Here is a 21,636-nt window from a genome sequence, read left to right as displayed (position 1 = left end):
TATGACGCCGGAGCGGCTTTTGCACATGGAAAATCTATGCGCCCATATGCGGGGCGAACGGCGCCTGGACGGCATCTCCTTCACCCTGCGGGCAAATGAAACCCATGCGCTGCTGAGCACCTCCGCCTTCTATCAGCGGGGATTCTGCGAGCTGCTGTGCGGGGATGTTCTGTCCTGCACCGGCGTCTATGAGGTATTGGGCCATCCCTTCCTGCCCGGGCGCCCGCTGGAGCGCGGCATCCAGGTAATCGGTCTGGAATCCCTGCTGTTCCCCAATCTCTCCGTGGCGGAAAATATCATGATCGGCAGCCTGCAAACCCATTGGTCCGTAAAGGCCCACGCTCTGGAGCAGTCTCTGGCGCTGATGGGGCAAACCGGCGTCTCCATTGACCTCACCAAGCCCATCGCCGCGCTGACGCAGGACGAGCAGAAGACGGTGGAGCTGCTTCGCGTCTGTGCCATCCGGCCGTCCATCGTCATATTCTTCGACGTCACAAACTACTTCAGCGACGTGAACCAGGGCATGATTCCCCACATTGTCTACTGGCTCAAGCGCCAGGGCTGCGGTATTGTCTACCTCACGTCCAGCCTGGACGAGGCCCTTGAGGTAGGGGACCGGATTTCCGTTCTGGACAGCGGCACGGTGCGGGGCCCCTTCCGGGTGGAGGACGTGCGGGAAAACCCCGACGAGATTGCCGGACTCCTCTCCAGCTGGCGGCCTCTGGTGGGGTCTTCCGCGGAAAAGGACGCGGATTCCGTCCGCGCCGCCATCTCCAGCATCGACGACCTCAAGCGGGCGGAGGGAGAGCTGAAGCGTATGCTTCGCAACACCGCCGGCGACCTCTGCAAGGCCGTCGGCGCGGACGGGACCATCATCTATTTGGTTGACGAGGCCCGCCTGAACGTCATTGACGTGATCTTTGGAGAGGACATTATCCCCTCCGAGCCCTTCCCCACCTTGAACTCCATGGACGTTCTGCGCCTTCTCCAGCTCAGCGACGAGCAGGTCTTTCACCCCGGCGGGGACGCCCCCGGCGGCATGTTTCCCACCGGGCGGACCGTCGAGACGGTGGTCTGTTATCCCGTGCGGCTGGACGGCAAAAAGAGCCTGCTGCTTCAGCTCTTCTTTGAGCGGCGGCAGGATGTGGACAAACCGATGTCCCTGTACCTGACCATGTTTGCCCGGGAGCTGGCCATGAACATCGAAACCTCCCGGCTGCTGGGCAACTCCGTGCTGCTCCAGGAGACTCACCACCGCATCAAAAACAACCTGCAAATGGTACACAATCTGCTGTACCTCCAAAAGGCCGAGCTGGAGGCCGGCCGGCAGGTCGACCCCGCCGAGGTGCTGGACACGGCGATGCACCGCATTAAGTGCATCGCCTCCGTCCACGCGCTGCTGTGCCGGGACTGGTATGGGCGCAACATCGTCAATTTGAAGGACCTGGTGCTGGAGATTGTCAGCATGTACCAGGGAATGCGCATCCAGATGGAGACCCGGCTGGAGAGCGTCAGCATCCCTTACAACGACGCCATCTCCGTCGCCCTCGTGACCAACGAGCTCATCAGCAACTGCATTCAGCACGCCTTTCCATCCCCTTCCTCTTCCGCGCCCGAACCCAAAATTGTCATCGAGCTGCGAAACGACTTTCTGGAAGTGGTGTTGTCCGTCATGGACAACGGCGCCGGCATCGGCCCCCAAATTGACCCCAAGACCGCCCAGAGCGTGGGCATGTCCATCATTCGAAGCATCGTCTCAGAGCTGCGGGGCTCCGTGCGGTACTCCCCGGCCGTCCCCCGGGGGACGGAGGCGCAGGTCCGTTTTCAGCGCCAGCTCTATCCGCCGATTGCGGATATTTAGAGGGGACGTTTCGTGGAATTCTACTAAAAATTTTAATTATTTTATATATTATTATAACCATTGACAATTATGCCCCGGGGTGGTAAACTGGGACCTGTAAACTACATAACAACACGCTGAGCCGCGCGGTCATGATCGCCGCGCCGGACAGGCGGAGAGAAAGCTATGGGTGCTTCATCTGATGAGATGGGATGCTTGTGGCTTTTTGCGTTTTTGGGAGAGGGGAACGTTTATGGCGGCTGTGATGACGGTGCTGGGCCCGGTGGACGCCGCGGAACTGGGCGCCACGCTGCCTCACGAGCATATTTTCTGCGATTTTACCTGCTTTCTTCTCAAGCCCCAGGACCGTGAGGAGCAAGCCTTTCTGGAGGAAAAAGTAACCCTGGACAATCTCTACCGCGTCCGCAGCAATCCCTACTCCAACCGGGACGAGTGCGTGCTGGACAGCATGGAAACCGCGCTGTGGGAAATCGGCCTGTTCAAAAAGTACGGCGGCAAAACCATCGCCGAGCTGTCCCTCCCCGGCTGCGGGCGGGACCCGGTCCGGCTGGCGGAGGTCTCCCGCCGGGCGGATATCCACATCGTCTGCGGAACGGGGCACTACATCGACCCCACCCTGCCCGCCTTCGTCCGCACCGCCACCAGCGACCAGCTGGCGGACCTCTACGTCCGCGAGTTCCAAAACGGGATCGAGGACACCGGCATCCGGCCCGGCATTATCGGCGAAATCGGCACCAGCGCCCTGCTCACCGGGGACGAGAAAAAGGTTCTCCGGGCCGCCGCCCGGGCCCACCACGACACGGGCCTTGCCATCACAATCCACCTGGACCCCGCCGCCCGCCGGGGGCACGAGGTGCTGGACATCCTCTGCAAGGAGGAGGGCGTGCCGCCGGAACGGGTCGTGCTGGGGCACCTGGGCTTCGTGCTGGCCCACAAGGACCTGGAACCCCAGGATGCGCTGGACCATCTTTACAGTCTGGCCAACCGGGGCTGTTACATCCAATTCGACCTGTGCGGCAACACTACGGTATACAAAAAGGAAGTGGGCTCCTGGGTGCTGCCCACGGACCTGCAAAGAACCAAGGCCATCTACAAGCTCTGCGAGCGGGGCTTCAGCGACCGCATTCTGCTCTCCCATGACCAGGGACTCAGGCACTTCCTGGCCTCTTACGGCGGCTGGGGCTACAGCCACGTGCTCAACGATTTTCAGCGCTATCTGGCGGAGGCGGGCGTCGAACCCCACACCGCCCGGAAGTTCAACTATGACAACCCGGCCCGGCTGCTGGCGTTCAGCCGCTGAGGCCCGCAGAAAAGGAGGAACGTATGAAGAGGAGAATTCTGAACGAGAGACTGGCGGGGATCGTCGCGTCCATCCGCCACGGCGAGATGCTGTTCATCGCCGATTCCGGCAGCGGCACCTGCTCCAAGGCCCTGTATCCCCTGGACCCCAGCGTGGAATACCTGGACGTGGAGGTGGTGACGGGCTCCCCCAGTTTTGAGGACATCGTCCGCACGCTGGTGGAGGCCGGCGACTTCGAGGGAGCTATCGTCACCGAGGACATGCCCGACCAAAACCCCAAGGACTACGGCACGCTGGTGGAGCTCTTCGGCGAGCACAAGGTCCGCCAGATCAACTACGCGCCGGAGTACTACCAGCTCCGGGACCGCTGCAAGGCCGTCATCCAGACCGGCGACACCGGCATTCACGCCCAGGCCGTCCTGATCGCCGGCTATCCCAGCGCGGACATCGACATCAAGGTTCTTCTGGGGGAGACAAAATTTACCACCGTCCCGAAGAAGGACCGCGTATGACCCGCCGGACCCACTCCAACCCAGAGAGTTTGAGGTGAACGCTTGCTTATGAACACACATACAACGGAAGTCGTTGACACCGGCGGCGCGCCGCTGATGTCCCTCCGGCACATCTCCAAATACTTCGGCGGCGTACAGGCGCTGACCGACGTGGACATGGACATCCACCGGGGCGAGGTCATCGTGCTGGTGGGCGACAACGGCGCAGGCAAATCGACCTTCCTAAAGGTCATTTCCGGCGTCAACATCCCCGAGGAGGGCGAGATCGAGTTCAACGGCAAACCCATCACCATCCGGAACACGCTGGACTCCGTGGAACTGGGCATCCAGACGGTCTATCAGGACCTGGCCCTCTGCGACAATCTGGACATTGTTCAGAACCTTTTCCTGGGACGGGAGCTGACGGTGCACGGCCGTCTGAACGAGGCCGAGATGGAGCGCATCGCTCAGGAGTGCCTGGATGAGCTGGGCATTGAGATCCAAAGCGTGCGCGCCAAGGCCAACGCTCTCTCCGGCGGCCAGCGGCAGGCGGTGGCCATCGCCCGGGCCATGCTGGGCTCTCCCGACGTGGTGCTGCTGGACGAACCCCTCGCCAACCTGGGCCTGATGCAGCGCCAGCAGGTCACCCGCCTCATCCTGGGACTGAAGAGCAAAAACGTGGGCGTGGTGGTGGTCTCTCATGACTTGGCCGAGGTCTTCCCGGTCTGCGACCGGGTGGTGGTCTTCCGCCTGGGGGAGAAGGTGGCCGAGATTGAACGGGCCGACATCACCACAGAGCGGGTCGTGGCCGAAATCACCGGGTCGGACACGTTCCTGGAGGAAGAATGAGGAGGCGGACATGAGAAGAGAACAACCGATTCTGACCATCCGGGAGCTGACCAAGGACTACGGCGGCGTGCGCGCCCTGAGCGGCATCCATCTGGACATCTATGAGGGGGAGCTGCTGTTCATCGTGGGAGACAATGGCGCGGGGAAATCCACCCTGATCAACATCCTCTCCGGCGCGGTCGCCCCCAACCCCGGCTACGAAATCCGCTTTGAGGGCAGGGCCGTCTCCATCGACTCTCCCCGCAGGGCCCAGGGGCTGGGCATCTTTACCGTCTATCAGGACCTCTCCTTGTGCAACGAGCTCAACGCCTTTCAGAACATCTTCCTGGGCAACGAGCTGACCAAGGCCGCCCGGCTGGACCACGAGGGCATGGAGCGCCGGACCCGGGACCTGTTTGAGGAGATCGGCTCCAACGTCCCCAATCCCGGCGCGCCGGTGGGTACCCGCTCCGGCGGACAGCGGCAGGCCGTCGCCATTGCGAAGGCGCTGCTGCTGCCCTCCAAGGTGGTGCTGATGGACGAGCCCACCGCCGCCCTGGGCGTGATTCAGCGCCGCCAGGTTTCCCGGCTCACCCGCTCCCTGCGGGACTCCGGGCACGCGGTGGTGGTGGTCTCCCAGGACCTGGGCGAAGTGGTCAAGTCCGCCGACCGGGCGGTGGTACTCCGCATCGGCGAGGTGGAGAGCATCCTGGAAGGCGGCTCCTTCACCCGGGACGACCTGGTGGCCCACATCACCGGCATCCATTGAACCGGCATCAACAACCGAAACGTGACACATGATAAAGGAGGCCATTATGAAGAATTTCCGCAAACTGTCCGCGCTGCTGCTGGCCCTGTGCATGGCCGCCGCCCTTCTGGCAGGCTGCTCCGACGGCAAATCCGGCTCTGATTCCAATTCCGGCTCCGGTTCCTCCAGCGCGCCGCCCGCCGCCAGCACCCAGGGCGCTTCCGGCGATGTGATTTATGACGGGGACGGCACGGTCTACATGGCGATTACGGACAGCCGCATCGCCCGCTGCCTCTCCTTCGACGTGCCCTTTGTTGAAAAGTGGCTGAATATTTATGCGCCCAACGTGGAGCTGAAGGTCATCGACCCCTTGGGCGACAACCAGAAGCAGCTCCAGCAGATCGAGGGCGCCGTGGCCTCCGGCTGCGATTTCCTGGTCTACATGCCCTGCGACGAGTACAGCGCGGCGGGCGCCCTCAATTTCCTGAACTCCGAGGAGATTCCCTTCTGCTCCCTGGCCCACACGCCCTTCGGCGGAAACGTGCCCATGTTTGTCACCATGCCCTTCCCCTCCATCGCGCAGCAGTATGTGGACTATATGGAAAATGAAATCCTTCCCAACGCCGGCGGTCCTTTGAAGATTGCGGGGATCTGGGGCGCCCAGGGCTTCCTGTTCTATGACCAGCTTCTTGGCGTCTATTCCGAGGCCTTTGAGAGATGGGAGCGCGAGGGCAAAGTCGAGGTCGTCTTTGAAGCCGACACCAACGACTGGTCCGCCAATCCTGCGGTTCCCGTGGCGGAGCAGATGCTGACCCAGACCGGCAACGACGTGGATGTGATCTTCACCATGAACGACGACATCATGACCGGCATTGTCTCCGTCCTCAAAGAGCAGGACATTGTGGAGGACGTTCTGCTTCTGGGCGGCTGCGACTCCACGGTGGAGGGCCTGGCCCGCACCCAGGAGGGCTGGCAGGTCGCCGACGTGCTGCCCAACTACGAGGAGCAGTCCAAGGCCGTTGCCAAAATCGCCGCCACCTATCTGGCCACCGGCGAATATCCGCTGGACATGGCCAATGGCGCCACGGACAACGAATTTGTGGAGGGCGGCATTCCCTCCGTCATGGTGGACGCGCTGATGATCACCAAGGACAACATTGCCGAGGAAATCGTGGGCAAGGGCGTCACCACGCAGGAGGCGATTGACGACGTCGCCAAAACGCTGCGATAAGCCCGCGTGCCAAGGTCCACAGAAAAACGGCGTGCCTACCGGCAGTCATACGGTAACACACAGCCGCTCAGGAGGTCAATTTATGGCGAATAACAAGGACAGCGTTGTCTTGAGCCGCGCTACCGAAATCAAACCCAACAAAAAACTCCGCGTGATCGAGCTGCTGAACGGTCCGCTGCGCATGCTGCCGGTCACCTTCGCGCTGATCATCATCTGGATCATTTTCACCCTCATCAACCCCGCGTTTCTCTCCCCCCGCAATCTCACCACGCTCTCGGTGCAGATTGTCAACATGGGCGTCATGTCCATCGGTCTTTTCCTGGTGCTGCTCCACGGAGAGCTGGACCTCTCCTGCGCGGCGGCCAGCGCGGTCAGCGCCTCCATCGGCGCCATGCTGTGCATCATCTGGGAACTGCCCTTCCTGGTGGGCTTCGCGGCCTGCATCCTCACCGGCGCGGCGGTGGGGGCGGTGCAGGGCTGGGTCGTCACCCAGTTCGGCGCTCCGGCGTTCATCATCACCCTGGGCTCCCAGATGGGGCTGGAGGGACTGCTGCTGATCATTCTGCGGGAGCACAACCAGATTTCCCTCATCAACAGCCCTCTGGCGGTCTTCACCACCACCTACCTGCCCACGTGGCTATCCTATCTGCTGCTGGCAGCGGGCGTGGCGGCGCTGTTCATCCTCTCTTACCAGTCTTACAAGCAGGCGGTGAAGAACCATCTGCCCGTCAAACTTCTGAACAAGGTCGTTATCCCCGTGGCGGCGGTTCTGGTGGGCGGCGTCATCGTTCTGGAGATCATGCGGCGCTATAAGGGGCTGAACCTCTCTGTGCTGCTGCTGATCGCGCTGCTGGCGGCCTTTTCCTATATGCTGACGCAGACGCGCTTTGGCGTTCACCTCTACGCCCTGGGAAGCAACCCCGAGGCCGTCCGCCGGGCGGGCATCAGCGTGAAAAACACCAAGTGGGCCGCCTTCATTATCTCCGGCGCGGTGTTCGCCTTCGCGGGACTGATCGCCGCCTCCCGGGTGCAGTCGGTGTCCATCGCCTCTATCGATGACAGCATCATGATGAACTCCATCGCGGCCTGCGTGCTGGGCGGCGCCAGCCTCACCGGCGGCAAGGGCAACATCTGGGGCGTGCTTCTGGGCTCTCTGGTAATGGGCAGTCTGACCAACGGCATGTACCTGATCGGCGCGGAAACCTCCACCCGCCTGGCCATCCAGGGATTGATTCTTGTGGCGGCGGTGGTGCTGGACGTGTTCATCGTCAACGCCTCCAACACCCGGCGCTGATTCTCCGGCCATTGCTTACCCTCTTTCATTTTCATTCTCCTTTGGCAAAGCCTGCGGCCCTGATCCATAGGATCAGGGCCGCAGGCTGTTTTTTATACGCTCACCGCCGTCTCACAGCTTCAGAATCTCCCGTGCCCTTGCCGCCACCGCCTCGCCCAGGGCGCTGTGGCCCCCGGCGGTCAGGTGTACGCAGTCCGCGCCGGGACCGGCATGGTTCGAGGCGTCCAGAAAGGCCGCGCCCCGCTCCTCCGCCACGCAGGCATAGAGCGGCGCGAGCCGCCGGGACTTCTCCGCCGAGTTCCCGTCGAACTCCTCCGCCACCCAGGACCGGCCCCAGTCCTCTTTCAGCGCGGCGGGGGCAACCACCAGCAGCGCCGGGCTCTCCATCCCCCGGGGACCGAACTCCGGCCGCCCCGCCTCCAGCAGAAGCTGCCGGATATTCAGAGCGGAATCCCAGGCGGGGTGATGGCGAAACCGCGCCTTGCAGTCGTTGGAGCCCAGCATGAGGACGGCCAAATCCAGCGGGGCGCTCATCTCCAGAACCTGCCGGAAGCCGCTCCGGCCATTCCGGCCCAGCTCCACATCGTCCGTGAAGCCGGTGGTCCGCCCGCAAAGGCCGTTTTCGTACACATGGACCGCCCCGCCCAAAAGCCGCTGTACCACGCCGGGCCACCGCGTCTCAAAGCCAGAGCGGGGCAGCTGGTCCGGAGACGCGCCCCAGGTGTTGGAGTCGCCATAACACAGTATGTATTTCATCATCTTCTCCCTCCAAGAGGTCCCCCTCCGCCGGAAGGGCCCGTCACAGCGACAGGCCCAGCCGGTAGGCGCGGTCCAGGGCGCCAGTCTTCAAAATCGCGCCCTTTTCAAAGACGCTGTGGACGGCCACCTCGCCGACCTGCCTCCAGGCAAAATACCCCTCCAGGCCCTTGTGAACCGCCCGAGCCTCCCGGAAAATCCCGTCCCCCTCGCACTCGCCGCAGAGCAGGGCGACGTACTCCTTCCCCGTCAGCGGCCTTGCGCAGTCCGCCGCGCAGTAGGAAAAGAGACGGTCCACCGCTCCTTTCATCTGCGCGGGCATCGTGGACCAGTACAGGGGATAGGCGAACACCAGCACATCCGCCGCCTCCATCTTCTCTGAAAGCTCCTGCCAATCATCCTCGATCACGCAGGCCCGGCCCTTGCTCCAGCACTGTTCACAGGCGGTACATCCGGCGATGCGGCGAAACGCGGTCTCAAATTTTTCAACGCGGTGCCCCGCCTCCCGGGCGCCCTTCCCCAGCGCCTCCGCCAGCTGATCGCTGTTCCCCCCTCTGCGGGGACTTCCGGTAATCACCAAAACCGTTTTGCTCATGTTTCCACCTCTTCTTGTTTCCTGTCCGCGCCGGCGGATTCGCCGCGCCGCCCCTTCGCCTGCGCGGCCATCGCCTCCTGAATCTTCTGATAGCACTGGACAATCTCCCCGTAGTTCTCCCGGAGATGGGGCCGGACACAGCCGCTGCAATCCTTGCAGCCGTTCTCCAGATAGGTGAACTTCCCCCCGCAGTCCGGGCCCAGCATGTACAGCGGGCAATAGCAGAACAGGCAGTTGAACTCCGTGCCCTCCGGCACCGGGTGGCAGGGATAATACTCGCAGGCTTGATTGCTGAAAAAGGCGTAGCCCTTTCCATACCAGTAAGGCCGGTCCCGATCCGGCTGTTTCTCACACATCGCGCTCCTCCTTTCCAAAACGCCCTGGCGGCCGTTTTCCCTTGATCTTCAAACGCGGCGGATTTCCTTCCGCAGGTACTCCGCCGTGGCGGAGCCGTCACAGCCGAGGAAGTCGGAAACCGTTCCCTCGAACAGCAGGCGTCCGCCGTTCTTTCCCCCCTCCGGCCCCAGGTCGATCACCCAGTCCGCGTGGGCGATGACCTGGAGGTCATGCTCAATCACCACCAGCGTGTTCCCCCGCTCCACCAGCCTGTCAAACAGCTCCAGCAGCCGCTCCGTGTCCGAGGAATGCAGTCCGGCGGTGGGCTCGTCAATCAGGTAAAGCTGGTTCGTCTCCCGAAGGTGGGCCGTCAGCTTGAGCCTCTGGCACTCGCCGCCGGAGAGGGTGCCGGTGGGCTGGCCCAGGGTGAGGTAGTCCAGCCCCACGTCGCGGAGGGTTTGGAGCTTGCCCCGGATTTTCGGCTGGGAGAAGAAGGCCAGCGCCTCCCGGGCGGTCATCTCCAAGACCTCCAGAATGTTCCGCCCTTCCAGCCTGCACGCCAGCGCCTCGCTGCAAAACCGCGTGCCGCCGCAGGCCTCGCAGGGGACCTCCACCGGGTCCATGAAGGCCATCTCCGTCTTGACGGTCCCCTTGCCCCCGCAGACCGGGCACGCGCCCTGGGAGTTGAAGCTCAGCAGGGCGGCGGGCACGTGATTGGCCTGGGCAAAGAGCTTGCGGATACCGTCCAGGATTCCGATATAGCTGGCGGGCGTGGAGCGGAAGGTAATCCCAATGGGGGCCTGGCTGATGTGGACCGCCTGGGGGTACCGCCTGGGCAGTTCGCCGCAGATCAGGGTGGACTTCCCGGCCCCCGCCATGCCGCTGACCACCGTAAGGGCATGGAGGGGCACATGAACAGAGACGTCCTTCAAATTGTGCAGGGCCGCGTGCTCCACGGAGAGGAATTCCCGGCAGGGTCTCCCCGCTTTGACGGACAGCGGCTTCCGCAGACTGGCGGAGGTCCGGGTGTCCCGGGCCAGCAGACCCTCGTAGGGTCCCTGGTACACCACCTCCCCGCCCTGGCGGCCGGAGAGAGGGCCCATGTCAATGACCTCGTCGGCAATGCGGATGATGGCGGGGTTGTGCTCCACCACCAGCACCGTGTTTCCCCGGTCCCGGAGGTGCAGCAGGAGGCGGCCCAGCCGGTCCGCGTCCTTGAGGTGCAGTCCGGCGGTGGGCTCGTCAAAGAGATAGGTCAGCCCCGTCAAACTGCTGCCCAGATGCCGCACCATCCGCAGGCGCTGGCTCTCCCCGCCGGACAGGGTGGCGCTGGGCCGGTTGAGGCTGAGATAGCCCAAGCCGATCTCCACGACGCCCCGGAGAATCCGCTGGATTTTTTCCACGGCGGCCCGCCCCACCGGATCCTCCACCTGGTCCAAAAACGGGAGCAGCTCGCAGATTTCCATGTCCCCCAGCTGGGCGATATTGCGCCCCAGAAGCCTGCCGGCAAGCGCCGCCTCGTTCAGCCGGGCTCCGCCGCACTTCGGGCAGACGCGGGAGGAGGTGAACTCCTCCAGAATCCGCCGGCCGCTCTTGCTTTGGGCGTTTCGGTCCCGCTTGAGGTACAGCCGCGTAATCCGGTCCAGCAGGCCCTCGTAAGTGAGGGTGTAGTCCCCCCACACCTTTCCGGTCTGGTTGTGAATCGGCACGATTTTGCCGCTGCCGTGGAGCAGGTCCTCCCACTCCCGTTCCGTAAAGCGGTTCAGGGGCATGTCCGCCGGGAAGAGGCCGGAGCGGGCGTAGAGCTGCCATTGATAGCTGCCCACCTGGTGGCCCGGAAAGCGAATCGCCCCCTCCTCCAGAGACTTGCTTTTGTCCAGAACCTTATCCAGGTCAAACTCCACCACGCTGCCCAGGCCGCTGCAAACCGGACACATGCCCTGTGGATCGTTGAAGGAATAGCAGGAGGAACTTCCGGCGCTGGGAGTAGCGCAGCGGGAATAGAGCAGGCGGAGCAGCGGCGCGGCGTCCGTCATCGTGGCAACGGTGGAACGCGCGTCCCCGGTGAAGGGCCTCTGGCCGACGGCAATGGCGGGCGAGAGGTGGTCCAGCCGCTCCGCCTGGGGCGGCTCATAGCGGGGCATACGGCTGCGGGTGTAGAGGGGGAACGTGTCGTACAGCTGCCGCATGGATTCCGCGGCGATCGTATCGAACACAAGGGAGGATTTCCCGGAGCCGGAGACGCCGGTCACCACCACCAGCTTGTTCTTGGGAATCTCCAAAGAGACGTTTTTCAGGTTGTTCGCCCTGGCGCCCACAATCTGAATGGCGCCGCCCTGCCGGGACATAGCCTCTCCTCCTTCCAAAATCATCCGCCCCTCTCACTGCCCCAGAATAAACCGGACCTGTTCGCCAAAGTCGTTGGTGGCGCAGACGCCGGTCTCCCGCACCAAATCCTCCACGTCCACAGGAAGGGGGTTCCCCGGCAGCAGCGCGTTGAGCTTGCCCCCCATCAGAATCTTATACCGCCTGTGCCGCTGCCGGGCAAGTTCCGTGATGGTCTGGGCGTAAGCCAGGCACTGCCCGCAGTGGACGCTGATACAGATGACGTCCGTCCCCTCCTCGTCTGCCAGGTCCAGGGCGGCGGGCGGCTCCACGGCGACGCCGCCGTTGATCACCCGGGCGCCGATCTCCGTGAAGACGTTGTCAATCAGCATCAGCCCATAGCTGTGCCCGTCGGCGGAGATGCAGACGATCTTCCGCCCCTCCAAAGAGAGTCCCTGGCCCTTCAGCTCCGCCACGCCCGCATCTTTCATCTCCATGGTCTGCCGCCCCAGCTGGCTGGGGCAGTAGGGCCGGTAGGAGCCGAATTCCCGCACGCTGGGGTGGAAGCTCTGTTCAAACCGGACGGGGTTGAAGTGCTTGAGGACCAGGATGATCTGAAGCGGGTCTTCGAGGTCGACGCCGGCGTCCGCAAAGGCGGCCATGGCGTTGCGGAAGAATGCCGTGCCCTTTTCAATCATCAGATCGCTGAGCTCCTCCACCGGCGTGAAGTCCATCATCGGCAGCCACTCCCGCGCCTTTGTCTCGGCCCGCATGCCGGCGGAGGCAATGTCGATCAGTTCCTCCAGGGAGGGGGTGCGCAGCCGTTCCGTGACGGCCACGGGGCTGATGATGATGGGAACCTGATACTTGAGGTTGAAGAGGACCTGCATCAGCATCTCCTGCACGCCGGTTCCGAAGTTGCAGTTGATGTCCTCCGCCAGCTGGTCCAGTGTGCCGCCGTTGAAGTAAACGACGGCGGGATGGTCCGGGGTGGAAAAGAGCTTATGCATTGCCAGGGCAAAGGCCATGCGGGGCTGCACCTCTGTCAGCAGTCCGCCGAAGCTGACGCTGAACAGCGCGCCGCAGAGCTTCGCCGTCACGTATTCCTCGATCATCGTATAGCCCACCCAGGAAACCACATCCAGGAAGTATCCGGGGATGCCGTCCTCCGGATAGGTGACGACGTCGATGTCCAGGTCCCGCTTGGCGGAGACCATGCCGATGGAGCGCACCATGTCGGAGAAGCGCTGGATTTCGTCGTGATAGCCCGTGTACTCCCAAATCAGCGTGGAAAAGGTTCCCAGACGGTCCGTGCCCGCCTCCAGGGCGTTCACCGTCGTCTGGAGGGCCGCCGGGCAGGCTAGGTGGAAGTCCTGCCACGCCACCTGAATCGGGGCCGCGGCGGTGTGGGCCTTCCAGTCCTCCGGGTTGTACATTTCATAGCTGGTCTGCTTGGGAAAGCCGCCCCAGTACTCATGGGGCAGCCCCACTATCTGAGAGGGAATGGACTGCACGCCGGAAATCTCCATGCCGTCCCCGGCGTGGCGCTGATTGAAGGCGTCGATCTCCTTGATGGCGGCGATCTCGTCCTCCAGCGTCGCAAGGCCCACCAGCAGCTGCCAGGTCTGCTTTCCCTCCGCCAGACGCTTTTTCCGGTACTCCAAATAGGTCCTGCATCCGTGCTTTTCCAGGAAGGGCGTCCGGGGCACCTGAATGGTCCTTCCCATCGCCCGGCCCTCCTCCACCAGCTTCCGGCCGTCCGGGAGGTTCGCGGGGAGCAGACTTTGAATATATTCCCGCAGGGATTCATCCATATCGCAGCGTCTCCTTTCCATAAGGTCTTGTGTTCCGGCGGATACTGCCGCCGTTTTTTATTTAACTTATTTTTAATATCACAAAAAATATCCGCAAAAACGGCCTTCCCTGGACTTACTCGGAAGCGCCCGCCTCAGAGCCCGCTCCCTCCCGGTAGGCCATGACGATCACCCGGCGCTCCACGAAGCGGGATTCCCCGCTGAGGCGGTCCGGGACCTCCAGGTCCTCCACCTGTTCCCGGATGCCGGAGCAGTCTGGCAGATGGGCGGCGGCCAGACGGCGGCCGGACTCTTTGGCATAGGCGGTGGCCTCCTCCAGGCTCTGGAAAGCGCGCCGTCCCTCCGGGGAGAAGACCAGGAAGCGGCTGGCTGCGGAGTCAAACCGAATCAGGATTTCCCGGCGGTCCACCGACTGGGCCACCGCCGCGCCCACGGCGTTGGCCACATCGGACCAGGGCGGGACGAAAACCTCCGTCCCCAGAGCATCCGGCAGCCCGCCGCTCCAGGCCCGGGCGGGAGCCCCAATCATGACCAGGGGCTTTTTCAGCTCCAGGCGGCCGCCCAGGACTGCGCCGCCTTTTCCCAGAAAAATATGGTCGATGAGGTAGTCCGCCGCCTGACCGGCATCCATGCCGGCGTCCCCGCCGTCATAGTAGAAGCCGCTCTTGACGCACGCCCGGCTTAGGGCGCCGCGGACGGTCCCTGCCGCCGTTTCCAGGCACTGCGCGAAGGAGATTCCCATTTGGTCCGCCAAAATCCGCACCGCCAGCTCCGCCCCGGGGCGGCTCCACTCCGCATAGCGTCCCTCCGCGTGGAGGAGGTCCGTCGGCGTCAGGCCGGCCCGCAGCACCAGGCGGTCTGAAACCAGCGTCTCCAGGATTGCCAGCAGATTCCGGGCCTCCGTTTGAGCCTGCAAGCGATAGAGCGTATGGGGACCGGACCGGAGCAGTTCCAATACGCCCCGCTCCGCCTCGCTCCGGTCCCCCCAGGAGCTGCCCGGCGTTATCAGAAACACCTCCTGCTCGTTCCGGCAGAACCGCCGGTGTTCCGGGTCCTCCAGAATCTCCCGCAGCTCCTCCGCCAGAGCCGGAAACCACGCCGCCGCCCGGCAGAAGGGAATCACCCGCCGGGGGCCCACCTGAAGACACCGCCGTCCATCCAGGAAGATACGGCTGTCTCCCCCCAGGCCGGTGGTATAAATCCGGATGGCCCGGATGCGGGTCAGCCAGCCGCCCACCTGGGCGCCCTCATCGCTGACAGGCAGCTCCCCCCGGTCCACGTGGGCGATGTCCACCGTGGTCCCGCCCATGTCCAGCACCAGACAGTCCTCCTGCCCGGACAGGAACTTTCCGCCGATCACGCTGGCGGCCGGGCCGGAGAGGATGGTCTCGATGGGCGTCTCCCGGGCCCGCTCCGCCGTCATCAGGGTGCCGTCGCCCTTCACCACCATCAGCGGAGCTTCTATGCGAAACTCGGCCAGGGTCCGCTGGACGGAATCCATCAGCCCGCAAATCAGGGGAATGAGCTTCGCGTTCAAATCCACGGTCACAGTCCGGTCATAGAAGCCCAGCGCCGTGGTCAGCTCATGGGCACAGGCCACGGGAACCCCCAGCTTCTGCCGGACCCGCTCTTTCACCTGCAATTCATGAATCGGATTGCGGACGCTGGCATACCCGGAGACCGCCACGGACTCGACGCAGCCGCGAAAATCCTCAATCGCCCGGTCCACCTCCTCCAGGTCCAGGCTCTCCGCTACAAGCCCCTGAATGTTGACCCTCCCCCGGACCACGCGGCAGCGCTCGGTGGGCAGATTGCCCTCCGGCCGGCCGCCGATCAGGATCAGCCCCTCCCGGCAGCCCCGCCTCTCCACGACGGCGTTGGTGGCCAGGGTCGTGGACAAACAGACGGAGGAAACCGTCTCCAGCGCCTCGGCGGGAAAGGCGGAAATGCAGGTTTTGACGCACTGATGGAGGTCGTGGTGCAGCGTCAGCGTCTTGGTCTTGTGCAGGAGCTCCCCGGTGTCCGTCCGCAAAATCACAGCGTCCGTGTACGTGCCGCCGGTGTCGATGCCAAGCGTGGTTCGGATGGGCATAGCAGTACCTCCATTCTCTCCATGGCCTCCGGTCCCCCGGAGCCCCGGTCACATCAGCATGGGAAACAGGGCGGTGTCCAGCGTCAGGCGGAGCAGACCCTCCGCGTACTCGTCAAAGGTGTTGTGGTCGATCTCCAGGGCGGGCAAATCCTTCTCGCTGATGAACTGGAGACAAATCCGGCGGATCGTGTCCAGCTCCTCCACCGCAAGGTGATTACCCATGAGCACCAGATGAGAGGGATTGATGGTGCAGGCGATCATCACCACCATCTGGGCCGCAAAGGTGAGGAACTCCTCCCGGTTGGACAGCAGGGCCAGCTGCCGCTCCAGCGAAATCCCAAATGCCGCCGCCGCCCGGAAAAGGTTGCCGGAGAGCATGGTGTCGCCCTTCAGCAAGTGCCCGTTGACAATGTGGCCGCTTCCGAGATAGCCGTTCTCCTTATCCGGGAAAAAGAGCGCCGAGAAGTTGTTCTCCGGAGCGGAGCCGCCGGCGATGTTCTTGTGGAGAAAATAGGCGATGATGTTCACATCGTTTTCGACTATGACCTGTATCCCGTACTTCCTGCCGATGGGGCCGGCGAAGTCCAGCTGCTGCAGCCCCAGGATGTCGCACTGGGCGATGTAGCCGTCCCTGGCCTGACCGGGAATGCCCAGGCCCACCGTCTTGATGCAGGGGTCCTTGGCCCGCAGAGAGGCGATCAGGTCGTCCAGGGTCTCCATGGTGATGTCCCTGGGGGTCATCGTCTCCCGGAAGACCACCTGGCCCAGGGCGTTGGCGATGACGTACTCCAGCACATAGCGCCCCTCCCGGATCGTTGTGCACAGGGCCAGCGCGTGGAGAAAATCGGGATTATAGGTGAATACGTCGGCCGGGCGGCCAATGCTGAAGCCGGTCTGGTCAATCTTCAAAACCTCCCCGCTTTCCAGCATTTCATTCAGCGCGGTGCTGCACGTGGCCATGCTGAGGGCGGTCTCTTTTGAAATGTCCGCTTTGGTGTAGCGGTCAAACCGCTGCGATGCGCGTCGGATGCGCTCCTTATTAATCTGTCGTACTTCCACGATGGTAATCGGCCCCATACCAATCTTTCTCCCCTCACTCGATTTAATGCGCGCAAAACGGATGCTCTAATTATATATGATTTTTTTTAAAATGCAAATAAAAAGTTTTACAGAAAAAAAGATTGATTTTAGCAATAAAATGAGTACAATAAAATAAAAAACATTTTACACCCGCCCATTCTGGGGCCCAAGGAGCGCTCTTATGACAAATATGACCAGAGGAAAGCCTGTTTTTGTAATTTTTAAGTTTGCCCTTCCTTTGATGCTGGGGGGAATTCTCCAGCAGATGTACATGATCATCGACTCCGTCATTGTGGGCCGGGGCGTCGGAATCCAGGCGCTGGCCTCTCTGGGCGCCGCGGATTGGATCAACTGGTTTCTGCTCTGGGGCATCCAGGGCTTCACCCAGGGACTTTCCATCCCCCTCTCCCTCCATTTCGGGGCGGAGGATTTCCCGGGTCTGCGGAAAACGGCGGCGGCGGTCGTGGAGCTGTGCCTGATTGCCGCCGTCGCGGTGACGGCGGTCAGCCTCCTCTGCATTACTCCCGCCCTGCGGCTGCTGCGGACGGAGAGCGCCATCCTCCCCGGCGCGCAGACCTATCTGCGGGTGCTGTTTTCCGGCTCGGCGGCGGTGCTGGCCTACAACATGGCCTCCTCCATGCTGCGGGCGCTGGGGGACGGCGGAACGCCCCTGGCGGCGATTTTAATCGCATCCGCCGTCAACATCGGCCTGGACCTGCTTTTCGTCCTGGTATTTCAATGGGGCATTTTCGGTGCGGCGCTGGCCACGGTGCTGGCTCAGGTGCTCGCGTTTTTGTTCTGCCTGCGGGCGCTGCGGAAAATGGACATCCTGAAGCCGGAGCGGGAGGACTGGCGCTGGGACAAAAGCGCCGCGGCGCGGCTGTGCCGGTGCAGCCTGCCCACCGCGCTGCAAAACGCCCTGATTGCCCTGGGCGGCATGACGGTGCAGTTCGTGCTCAACGGCTTCGGCATGCTCTTTGTGGCGGGCTTCACGGCGACCAACAAGCTGCTGGGACTGCTGGAAAGCACCGCCGTCGCCTTCGGGCAGGGCATGAACACCTACATGGGGCAAAACCGCGGCGCAGGCAATATCCGGCGGATTGACGAGGGCATGCGGAGCGTGCTGCTGCTGAGCCTGGGGTTTTCCCTGGTTTTGTCTGCGGCGGCGCTGCTGTGGGGGAGGCCGGTTCTGTCTCTATTCGTCTCTTCTGGGGAAGCGGACGCGGAACAGGTGATCGAAATCGCCTTCCGCTATCTGCGCACCATGGCTTACATGCTGCTGTCCCTGTATCTGCTTCACGCCTACCGCTCCTCCCTGCAGGGCCTGGGGAACACCATAATCCCCATGCTGTCCGGTCTGATAGAGATGGTGATGCGGGTGGGCGTCGCCCTGGTCCTGCCGGCCGCCATCGGGCAAAGCGGCATCTTTTATACCGAGGTGGCGGCCTGGGCCGGCGCGGACCTGCTGCTGATCCCCTACTATCTGGCCAGTCAGAGGCGGATGAAGAAGCGGATTCTGCTGGAGTACGCCCCCGAGACAGCCGGGACGCCGCGGGAATAAGGACACGGAAAACGGAGGCTTGGAGGCCTCCGTTTTCCGGTGTAGGGAAATTATTTTTCCGTATTTATTTAAATGTTAAAATAAGTGTTGACATAAGGAAAGACTCTGTGTTACTATACGGGTAAGGCAGCGATAAAGCAGCAGTGCGCTCCGCGAGTTCCATGGAATCCGCCGGAGCGAAACCTGGTTAAAGGAGTGGGTAACATGAGCCAAATGCAAGAGATTTTCCAGCAGGCGCAGACGTGCTTCATTGGCGGCGCCTCGGCGGGCCAGCGCTACAGCGCGGTTTTGAAGCAGCCGCTGTATCTGGACCATGCCGACGGAAGCCACATCTGGGATGTGGACGGCAAGGAGTACATCGACTATCACACCTGCGCCGGCGCGGGCCTGTTCGGCCACAACCATCCCCGCATCCGAAAGGCCATTGGCCGGGCCATGGAGCAGGGCTTCTTCATGAACTTCGACACGCCCCACCATGTGGAGCTGGCAAAGCTCCTTCAGCAGGTCTTCCCCAGCTGTGAGCGCATCCGCCTCGCCAACACGGGCTCCGAGGCCACCCAGGCCGCGATCCGCGTGGCGCGGAGCTTCACGGGCCGGGACAAGATCGTCAAGTTCGAGGGGCACTTCCACGGCATGCACGAGAACATCTGGTTCAACCACAACGGCGTCAGCGACGTGGACGCCTTCGGCGAGGTGACCACGGTTCCCGACTCCCAGGGCTTTCCCAAAAACGCCAAGGACAGCGTCGTCAACGTGGTCTTCAACGACATCGCCGCTCTGGAGCACGCGGCTGAAAAGTACAAGGGCGAACTCGCCTGCGTAATTCTGGAGCCCATCAGCTACAACTGCGGCTGCTACGAGGCCCGGCGGGAGTATCTGCGGAAGGTCCGGGAGCTCTGCACCCGGGAGGGCATCGTCCTGATCTTTGACGAGGTGGTCTGCGGCCTGCGGATGCGCCCCGGCAGCGCCCAGAAATACTTTGATGTGATCCCCGACATGACCACCATGGCCAAGGCCATTGGCGGCGGCCTGCCCATCGCGGCCTTTGGCGGACGGGCGGATATCATGAGCGTCCTCAACCCCATTGGCAAGACCATGGTCAGCGGCACCTATACCGGCTCGCTGATGCCGGTGGCCGTGGCCTGCGAGTGCATGAAGATGGCCCTGGAGCCCGGCTTCTACGATCAGATTGAACGGATTGGCGAGAAGCTCTATCGCGGTATCGACGGCCTGTTCCTCCAGCACAAAAAGAAGGGCCACTGCCGCGGTGTGGGCGCCCGCTTCGCGATTTACTTCGGCGTGGAGAACGCGGAAGACGACTTCGATTTCCGCCGGGTGGCCCAGGTCCAGGACCGGGACATGTACACGAAATTCGTTACCGCCTGCCTTCCTAAGGGACTCTGGTTCCACGACACCGCCGGCCCCGTCTCCCCCGCGCACTACGGCATCACCATCGCCCACACGGAACAGGACATCGACGAGACCCTGAACCGGATGGACGACATCTTCAAAACCTTCTGAGCTCCGGTGCGCCGCGTTCCGCCGGCGCCTTGCGTCTATTTTTCTAAGTATTATATGAAGTTCAATAAATATAGAGAGGCGGCGGGACCCGTCCCCGCCGGGACTGCCGCCGCCTTTTCCTATAGAAACGATAGAACATTTTTTAAGGAGGAACACAGCTATGAAAATGGTCGAAGTCATTGATGAATCCACCGGCAAGGTCGTCAACACAGTGCCCAAGTACACCGGCGAGGAAATCGCCGCCATGGTGGACACCGCCTTCGCCAGCCAGCCCGGCTGGGAGAAAGTGCCCCTGTTTGAGCGCGGCCAGATTCTCTACAAGTTCTGCGACCTGATCGACGCAAACCGGGAGGAAATCGCGACCTTCATGTCCTGCGAGATGGGCAAGCCCATTCTCCAGTCCCGCGCCGAAACCACCTACGCCGCCGAGATCGGCCGGGCCAATATCGAGGTGGGCAAGCATCTCTACGGCGAGGTCCTGTGCGACAGCTCCGAGGGATATGAGGACCACGTCGTCATGGTCCGCCACGAGGCCCTGGGCGTCATCGCGGCGGTCATCCCCTTCAACTACCCCGTGGAGCTGACCCTCCAGAAAGTGGTCCCTGCCCTGCTCATGGGCAACACCGTCATTGTCAAGGCCTCCACCGCCGCCCCCTGCTGCGTGCAGAAGCTGATTCAGCTGGCCCATGAGGCCGGCGTGCCCGAGGACGTGCTGTTCTTCGTCACCGGCAGCCGGGAGGACTGCACCGAGTACCTGCTGAAAAACAAGAAGGTCGCCTGCATTGCCATGACCGGCAGCACCGAGGGCGGCGGGGAGATGATGCACGCCGCCGCGCCTACCATCAAGAAGGTCGTTCTGGAGCTGGGCGGCAACGATCCCCTGATTATCACCGAGGAGGCCGCCGACGATCCCGAACTGATGGCCAAGGCCATCGAGTGCCTGTGCTGGGGCCGGATCAACGAGAACAACGGCCAGGTCTGCGCCTCTCCCAAGCGCACCATCGTCCACAAGCGGGCCCACGACGCCTTTGTCAAGTGTCTGGTCAGCTTCGTGTCCACCCTGAAGCGGGGCCACGCCACCGACCCCACCGCCCAGCTGAGCCGCCTGGTCTCCACCAAGGCCGCCGAGCGGGTGGTTGCCCAGGTGCAGCACACCATCGATCAGGGCGCCAAGCTGATCTACGGCGGCGCCAACAAGGGCCCTGAGATGGACGTCACCATTCTCGACGGCGTGACCAAGGACATGGACATCGCCTGCGACATGGAGGTCTTCGGTCCCGTGGTGCCCATCATCACCTTCGAGACCGACGAGGAGGCCGTGGAAATCGCCAACCAGAGCAAGTACGGCCTCAGCGCCTGCGTGATCACCAAGGACCTGAAAAAGTCCTTCTATTACACGGAACACATCGAGTCCTCCGCCGTGTGGGTCAACGGTTCCAGCGCCCTGCGGCACAACGACCAGCCCTTTGGCGGCTGCAAGTCCACCGGCATCGGCTGCGAGGGCGCGGGCTATTCCTGCGCGGAGTTCACCCGCCTGAAGACCTACGGCTTCTGCGACGTGTCCCGGAAGAAGCGGCTCTATGAGCACGAGGACGGCATGGGCGACTTCCTGTCCAGCTTCCGCGCCCAGGTCGCCGAGCAGATGAAGGAGCTGTAATCTCTCAGAGTTCAAACGGCTTCTGCCCTTTCATCCATCAAGAAGAGGCCGGGGACAGCCCCGGCTTCTTCTTGGAATCCCACGGCGGGAGGAACCCTATGAAATAAGGAGGATGTTTTTATGAACGCCTATCTTTCCAGTGTGAT

General features: G+C 62.7%; 17 protein-coding genes. 10 read left to right on the top strand and 7 right to left on the bottom strand.

Features of this window, described 5'->3' with window-relative positions; all coding sequences use genetic code 11:
- The first annotated feature begins 1 nt into the window (after window position 1).
- The 7 genes from QZ329_RS07035 (at window position 2) to QZ329_RS07005 (ending at window position 7,753) form a co-directional block, all read left to right on the top strand.
- Window positions 2-1,861: a histidine kinase dimerization/phosphoacceptor domain -containing protein gene (locus tag QZ329_RS07035; RefSeq protein WP_295750272.1), complete on the top strand. Its 1,860-nt coding sequence runs from the start codon at window positions 2-4 to the stop codon at window positions 1,859-1,861.
- A gap of 232 nt (window positions 1,862-2,093) precedes the next feature.
- On the top strand, window positions 2,094-3,161 hold the full coding sequence (locus tag QZ329_RS07030; protein ID WP_295750269.1) for a hypothetical protein: 1,068 nt from the start codon (window positions 2,094-2,096) through the stop codon (window positions 3,159-3,161).
- Window positions 3,162-3,184: 23 nt separating this feature from the next.
- The gene (locus tag QZ329_RS07025; RefSeq protein WP_295750266.1) at window positions 3,185-3,673 is read left to right on the top strand and encodes an RbsD/FucU domain-containing protein; all 489 of its coding nucleotides are present in this window, start codon (window positions 3,185-3,187) and stop codon (window positions 3,671-3,673) included.
- Window positions 3,674-3,721: 48 nt separating this feature from the next.
- Window positions 3,722-4,501, top strand: coding sequence for an ATP-binding cassette domain-containing protein (locus QZ329_RS07020; protein WP_295750263.1), 780 nt, complete (start codon window positions 3,722-3,724; stop codon window positions 4,499-4,501).
- Between the two features lie 10 nt (window positions 4,502-4,511).
- Window positions 4,512-5,249 (top strand): ATP-binding cassette domain-containing protein, encoded by a 738-nt coding sequence (locus QZ329_RS07015; protein WP_295750261.1) that lies wholly within the window; start codon window positions 4,512-4,514, stop codon window positions 5,247-5,249.
- A 46-nt stretch (window positions 5,250-5,295) separates the two neighbouring features.
- Entirely contained in the window at window positions 5,296-6,459 is a 1,164-nt protein-coding gene (locus tag QZ329_RS07010; protein ID WP_295750258.1) for a substrate-binding domain-containing protein, read from the top strand.
- 82 nt (window positions 6,460-6,541) lie between these two features.
- Window positions 6,542-7,753, top strand: a complete 1,212-nt coding sequence (locus QZ329_RS07005; protein WP_295750255.1) for a hypothetical protein — start codon at window positions 6,542-6,544, stop codon at window positions 7,751-7,753.
- 111 nt (window positions 7,754-7,864) lie between these two features.
- Here the strand turns inward: QZ329_RS07005 and QZ329_RS07000 are convergent, their stop codons facing one another.
- The 7 genes from QZ329_RS07000 to QZ329_RS06970 all read right to left on the bottom strand — a co-directional run bounded on the left by QZ329_RS07000 (window position 7,865) and on the right by QZ329_RS06970 (window position 16,748).
- A complete protein-coding gene (locus QZ329_RS07000; protein ID WP_295750253.1) occupies window positions 7,865-8,512 on the bottom strand; it encodes a GDSL-type esterase/lipase family protein in 648 nt (215 codons plus the stop codon).
- Window positions 8,513-8,552: 40 nt separating this feature from the next.
- A complete protein-coding gene (locus tag QZ329_RS06995; protein WP_295750251.1) occupies window positions 8,553-9,104 on the bottom strand; it encodes a flavodoxin family protein in 552 nt (183 codons plus the stop codon).
- The gene (locus tag QZ329_RS06990) at window positions 9,101-9,460 is read right to left on the bottom strand and encodes a cysteine-rich small domain-containing protein (protein WP_295750248.1); all 360 of its coding nucleotides are present in this window, start codon (window positions 9,458-9,460) and stop codon (window positions 9,101-9,103) included. The genes QZ329_RS06995 and QZ329_RS06990 overlap by 4 nt, the downstream gene beginning before the upstream one ends.
- Before the next feature lie 48 nt (window positions 9,461-9,508).
- Window positions 9,509-11,788, bottom strand: a complete 2,280-nt coding sequence (locus QZ329_RS06985; RefSeq protein WP_295750244.1) for an excinuclease ABC subunit UvrA — start codon at window positions 11,786-11,788, stop codon at window positions 9,509-9,511.
- A gap of 33 nt (window positions 11,789-11,821) precedes the next feature.
- On the bottom strand, window positions 11,822-13,579 hold the full coding sequence (locus QZ329_RS06980) for a cobalamin-dependent protein (RefSeq protein ID WP_295750241.1): 1,758 nt from the start codon (window positions 13,577-13,579) through the stop codon (window positions 11,822-11,824).
- 115 nt (window positions 13,580-13,694) lie between these two features.
- Window positions 13,695-15,671, bottom strand: coding sequence for a hydantoinase/oxoprolinase family protein (locus QZ329_RS06975; RefSeq protein ID WP_295750238.1), 1,977 nt, complete (start codon window positions 15,669-15,671; stop codon window positions 13,695-13,697).
- A gap of 48 nt (window positions 15,672-15,719) precedes the next feature.
- Window positions 15,720-16,748: an ROK family protein gene (locus QZ329_RS06970; RefSeq protein ID WP_295750234.1), complete on the bottom strand. Its 1,029-nt coding sequence runs from the start codon at window positions 16,746-16,748 to the stop codon at window positions 15,720-15,722.
- Between the two features lie 184 nt (window positions 16,749-16,932).
- On the opposite strand from QZ329_RS06970, the gene QZ329_RS06965 reads away from it, so the two are divergent.
- The 3 genes from QZ329_RS06965 to QZ329_RS06955 all read left to right on the top strand — a co-directional run bounded on the left by QZ329_RS06965 (window position 16,933) and on the right by QZ329_RS06955 (window position 21,490).
- A complete protein-coding gene (locus QZ329_RS06965) occupies window positions 16,933-18,312 on the top strand; it encodes an MATE family efflux transporter (RefSeq protein ID WP_295750230.1) in 1,380 nt (459 codons plus the stop codon).
- 204 nt (window positions 18,313-18,516) lie between these two features.
- On the top strand, window positions 18,517-19,833 hold the full coding sequence (locus tag QZ329_RS06960; RefSeq protein WP_295750227.1) for an aspartate aminotransferase family protein: 1,317 nt from the start codon (window positions 18,517-18,519) through the stop codon (window positions 19,831-19,833).
- Between the two features lie 160 nt (window positions 19,834-19,993).
- Window positions 19,994-21,490 carry an aldehyde dehydrogenase family protein gene (locus QZ329_RS06955; RefSeq protein WP_295750223.1) on the top strand — a complete coding sequence of 499 codons (1,497 nt, stop codon included), beginning with the start codon at window positions 19,994-19,996 and terminating at the stop codon, window positions 21,488-21,490.
- The last annotated feature ends 146 nt before the right edge of the window (window positions 21,491-21,636 follow it).

Source organism: uncultured Oscillibacter sp. (assembly GCF_910579365.1).
GTDB lineage: Bacteria > Bacillota > Clostridia > Oscillospirales > Oscillospiraceae > Oscillibacter.
This window is presented reverse-complemented; position numbering and strand designations above follow the sequence as displayed.

What these genes read in the sequence shown, in the direction of transcription:
- QZ329_RS07035 (WP_295750272.1), top strand. Translation starts at nt 2, where the DNA reads ATGACGCCGGAGCGGCTTTTGCACATGGAAAATCTATGCGCCCATATG.
- QZ329_RS07030 (WP_295750269.1), top strand. Translation starts at nt 2,094, where the DNA reads ATGGCGGCTGTGATGACGGTGCTGGGCCCGGTGGACGCCGCGGAACTG.
- QZ329_RS07025 (WP_295750266.1), top strand. Translation starts at nt 3,185, where the DNA reads ATGAAGAGGAGAATTCTGAACGAGAGACTGGCGGGGATCGTCGCGTCC.
- QZ329_RS07020 (WP_295750263.1), top strand. Translation starts at nt 3,722, where the DNA reads ATGAACACACATACAACGGAAGTCGTTGACACCGGCGGCGCGCCGCTG.
- QZ329_RS07015 (WP_295750261.1), top strand. Translation starts at nt 4,512, where the DNA reads ATGAGAAGAGAACAACCGATTCTGACCATCCGGGAGCTGACCAAGGAC.
- QZ329_RS07010 (WP_295750258.1), top strand. Translation starts at nt 5,296, where the DNA reads ATGAAGAATTTCCGCAAACTGTCCGCGCTGCTGCTGGCCCTGTGCATG.
- QZ329_RS07005 (WP_295750255.1), top strand. Translation starts at nt 6,542, where the DNA reads ATGGCGAATAACAAGGACAGCGTTGTCTTGAGCCGCGCTACCGAAATC.
- QZ329_RS07000 (WP_295750253.1), bottom strand. Translation starts at nt 8,512, where the DNA reads ATGATGAAATACATACTGTGTTATGGCGACTCCAACACCTGGGGCGCG.
- QZ329_RS06995 (WP_295750251.1), bottom strand. Translation starts at nt 9,104, where the DNA reads ATGAGCAAAACGGTTTTGGTGATTACCGGAAGTCCCCGCAGAGGGGGG.
- QZ329_RS06990 (WP_295750248.1), bottom strand. Translation starts at nt 9,460, where the DNA reads ATGTGTGAGAAACAGCCGGATCGGGACCGGCCTTACTGGTATGGAAAG.
- QZ329_RS06985 (WP_295750244.1), bottom strand. Translation starts at nt 11,788, where the DNA reads ATGTCCCGGCAGGGCGGCGCCATTCAGATTGTGGGCGCCAGGGCGAAC.
- QZ329_RS06980 (WP_295750241.1), bottom strand. Translation starts at nt 13,579, where the DNA reads ATGGATGAATCCCTGCGGGAATATATTCAAAGTCTGCTCCCCGCGAAC.
- QZ329_RS06975 (WP_295750238.1), bottom strand. Translation starts at nt 15,671, where the DNA reads ATGCCCATCCGAACCACGCTTGGCATCGACACCGGCGGCACGTACACG.
- QZ329_RS06970 (WP_295750234.1), bottom strand. Translation starts at nt 16,748, where the DNA reads ATGGGGCCGATTACCATCGTGGAAGTACGACAGATTAATAAGGAGCGC.
- QZ329_RS06965 (WP_295750230.1), top strand. Translation starts at nt 16,933, where the DNA reads ATGACAAATATGACCAGAGGAAAGCCTGTTTTTGTAATTTTTAAGTTT.
- QZ329_RS06960 (WP_295750227.1), top strand. Translation starts at nt 18,517, where the DNA reads ATGAGCCAAATGCAAGAGATTTTCCAGCAGGCGCAGACGTGCTTCATT.
- QZ329_RS06955 (WP_295750223.1), top strand. Translation starts at nt 19,994, where the DNA reads ATGAAAATGGTCGAAGTCATTGATGAATCCACCGGCAAGGTCGTCAAC.